The sequence below is a fragment of the Simiduia sp. genome, from assembly GCF_058345725.1.
Window position 1 is genome coordinate 1 of sequence record NZ_JBTUOC010000069.1, and the last position, 3951, is coordinate 3951.

Annotated in this window: 3 protein-coding genes; all 3 read left to right on the top strand. The window is 57.2% G+C overall.

Going from position 1 to position 3951, the window contains the following annotated elements; genetic code table 11:
• Positions 1 to 2616, top strand: a 2616-nt coding sequence (locus ACW8F6_RS14420; RefSeq protein ID WP_491576579.1) for a hybrid sensor histidine kinase/response regulator, incomplete at its 5' end; no start/stop codon positions are given.
• A gap of 32 nt (positions 2617 to 2648) precedes the next feature.
• Entirely contained in the window at positions 2649 to 3548 is a 900-nt protein-coding gene (locus ACW8F6_RS14425) for a chemotaxis protein CheB (protein WP_491576580.1), read from the top strand.
• A gap of 46 nt (positions 3549 to 3594) precedes the next feature.
• A partial coding sequence (locus ACW8F6_RS14430; RefSeq protein WP_491576581.1) for a chemotaxis protein CheW occupies positions 3595 to 3951 on the top strand: 357 nt, incomplete at its 3' end.

Consider the following 3951-nt stretch of genomic DNA (forward strand, 5'->3'; position numbering starts at 1 on the left):
GAAGCAGAAGCAGAAGCAGAAGCAGAAGCAGAAGGGGGTGCGCCGGCTGTCCCCGAAACAGCCACGCAGGTTGTGCCGGACATCACTGCCACAACCGATGTGGACGCGGAAGAAATCGACCCGGAAATTTTCGAAATTTTCCTGGAAGAAGCCGATGAATTGCTGGAAGAAATTGATCACGCCATCAATGGCTGGTCCGACGATTGGAGCAACGGCGAACACCTCGAAGAGCTAAAACGCATCCTGCACACCCTCAAAGGGGGCGCGCGCCTTGCTGGCTTGATGGGCCTGGGCGATATTGCCCACGAATTCGAAACCTATTTAATCACCCGTGAAAATGAACGCGCCGAAGTGGACGCGGGCCTCTTTGACGTGATGCATCGCTATCAGGACTTGTTGCTCAGCGGTACCGAAAAAGTTCGTCAGGCGGTGCATAACTACGAGCCCGAAGGACTGGCCGAAGCCATGCGCGCGCTAGAAAAGTCTGCGCAAGCGGGGCTGAGTGCCGTCGAGGACGCCAATGAAGTACAGGCCGAGCACGAAGCGCAAGTGGAGAGCGATGCGCAGGCCGCGCGCGATCGGCAGGCGGAGGCCGGCGATGAGCCCGAGCCTGCGGCCAACGATAGTGCAAAAACTGCAGCCAGCCTTGTGCCATCGGTTAAACCACTTACCTCTGCCGATGTTATTCCCTTTAATCCGCGCGCGCCGGCGCCCTCGGTGGCCGGCAAGTCGGTCGGCGAACAACCCAAGCGCCCAGCGGCGCAGCTGGCAGTCAAGCGCAACCAGCCGCAAGAAGTTATTAAAATTTCTGCCGATTTAATGGAAGAGCTGGTAAACCTTGCGGGTGAAACCTCTATTTCGCGGGGCCGAATGGAGGAACAGGTCAGCGAAATTGGCTTTGCCATCGACGAAATGGAAGCCACCATTAATCGTTTGCAGGAACAGTTGCGCCGGTTGGATATTGAAACCGAAGCACAGATTATTTTCCGCCAGGAGCAGTTGGCGGAAACGGAAGATTTCGACCCGCTGGAGATGGACCGCTACTCCCAGCTGCAGCAGTTGTCGCGCTCGCTCATCGAGTCGGCGTCGGATTTGCTCGACTTGAAGAGTACGCTCACCGATAAAACCCGCGATGCGGAAACTCTGTTGCTGCAACAGTCGCGCATTAACACCGATCTGCAGGAAGGCTTAATGCGCTCGCGCATGGTGCCCTTTTCGCGCTTGGTGCCGCGGCTACGCCGCATCGTGCGCCAAGTGGCCGGCGAACTGGATCGGCAAGTAGCTTTCGAGCTAGACAATGCCGAAGGCGAGATGGATCGCTCGGTACTCGAGCGCATGGTTGCGCCCTTAGAGCATATGCTGCGCAATGCGGTGGATCACGGCATTGAAGATGCTGCCACGCGCAAGGCGGCCGGCAAGCCCGAAGAGGGCAAAATCGTATTGAGCCTGGGGCGCGAAGGTGGCGACGTGGTATTGCGACTGGCCGATGATGGTCGGGGTATCAACTTGGAGCGCGTCAAAGCCAAGGCTATAGAGCGCGGCCTGATGGCCCCCGATGCGCGCCTGTCCGATCAGGAAATCATGCAGTTTATTTTATCGGCCGGCTTTTCAACGGCGGAAAAAGTTACGCAAATTTCCGGTCGCGGCGTGGGCATGGATGTGGTGCACTCGGAAATTAAACAGCTCGGCGGCGCGATGTTCATCGACTCGCGCTACGGCGAGGGCACCGAATTTATTATTCGCCTGCCGTTTACCGTGTCGGTTAACCGCGCGCTGATGGTGATGATCGGCGAGGACCGCTACGCGATTCCGCTCAACACCATTGAGGGTATTGTGCGCGTGAGCCCCTTTGAGTTAGAGCACTACTATCAGGACGTAGATGCGCGCTTTGAATATGCCGGTGAAAATTACCGCGTGCGCTATCTGGGTAACATGCTCAATAAAGAACTGCGTCCAAAGCTGGAAGGCCACGCCCTGCCACTGCCGGTAATTTTGGTGCGCAGCTCCGAGCACTCTGTGGCCCTGCAGGTGGATACGCTGATGGGCAGCCGGGAAATTGTGGTAAAAACACTGGGCCAACAGTTCAGCGCCGTACAAGGGTTATCCGGTGCCACGGTGATGGGTGACGGTAGCGTGGTCGTTATTCTCGATCTACACGCCATGATTCGTAAAGAAGCCGCACTTAGCTTGGGCCAGGCCCAATTGCTAGAGGCCCCAAGTGCCAGTGCCGAGGAAGACACCGCACGCCTGGTAATGGTGGTAGATGATTCGGTGACAGTGCGTAAAGTTACAACGCGCTTCTTGGAGCGCGAGGGCTATAACGTGATTACCGCCAAAGACGGTGCCGACGCGCTGCGTGTCCTGCAGGATGTCATCCCAGATGTGATGTTGCTGGATATTGAAATGCCGCGTATGGACGGCTTTGAAGTAGCTAAAAACGTGCGCTCCAGCAGCCGTTTGAAAGACATCCCCATTATTATGATCACCTCGCGCACAGGAGACAAACACCGCGAGCGCGCGTTGGGATTGGGGGTCAACAAATACATGGGCAAGCCCTATCAAGAGGATGCACTGCTGGCGAATATCCGGGAATTAAGTGGTGAAGATCAGCAGTAAAGCTGCGGATCTTCGGTCAGGGATGAGCGATTTTGACTGAATTACTGCGGGTGGGCTTACTGCTGGAAGACACCACCCAATTGCCCCACTACAAGGCGTTGCTTGCGCAAAACGATTGCCAACTGGCATGTCAGCTAGCCTGTGACGCCGTGGCACAGCTGGGCGATTGCACGGCAGATGCTTGGTTAATTGTGGCGGATGACGCCATTGACAACCCGGTATTCAGTCAGTGGCTGGCCGAGTTAGACGTGCCGGTTATATTTGAAGAGAGCGCCGCGCAATCCAGCGAGGGTTGGCAGCGTCGTTTGAGTGCGAAGTTGCAGCAGTTAGCGGGCGTCATTCGCCTGGGCCAGGGCCCGCTCGCGCCCAAAGAGGTGTGGGTGTTGGCGGCCTCTACCGGCGGGCCGGCGGCGGTAAAGTTGTTTTTACAAGCGCTACCCGCAGGCCTGGATGTGGCCTTTATCTATGCGCAACATATCGACGAGCGCTTTGATGTAACCCTCGCACAGGTAATTAGCAAAGGCTCTGCCTACCCTGCAGAGCTGGCGGGCCACGGCTCGCCCGTGGCGGCAAACAGTGTGCTGATTGTGCGCCCCGATCAGCGCGCCGTGCTCCAAGAAAACGGCACGCTGGTGGTCAGCAGTGAACCCTGGCCCGGGCCCTATAAGCCCGCGATTAATCAGGTGATTGCCAATGTGGCTTCGGTGTATGGCAATCGCTCGGGTGCCATTGTGTTTTCGGGCATGGGCGATGATGGTAAAGCCGCCGTGCGATTGATGAAGCAGCAGGGTGGATTGGTCTGGGCACAATCGCCGGCGTCTTGTACGGTGTCGAGTATGCCCGATGAAGTGATTGCCACCGGGGTGACAAGTTTCGTTGGAGAGCCCGCTGCGCTGGCCCAGGCATTGGCTGCGCACCTGGCGATAAAATAAACCGCTGCTGCTAGCAGTTGATAGAGTGAACTAATCAGGCAGGCCTATGAAAGCAAAAGCATCGCTCGAACAACAACCGGCTTTGGATATTCCCAGCCTCATCCTGCCCATGAGCGAGCACTCAATGTTGGCACCCACTGTGTCCATTGCCGAAATTGTGTCTTACGTCAGACCTACCCCCGTCGTCGATAGCCCCGATTGGCTGCTCGGTACGGTGGAGTGGCGCAAGCAGGCTGTGCCCTTGCTATCGTTGGAAGTGTTGCGTGGTGAAGCGGTGGGCGATATTGGCCCGCGCTCGCGCATTGCGGTGTTTAACAACACTGGCGTGAGCGAAGACCTGCCGTTTTTCGCGGTGCCTACCCAAGGCATTCCACGCTTAAGCCGGGTACAGGAAGCCTCCATA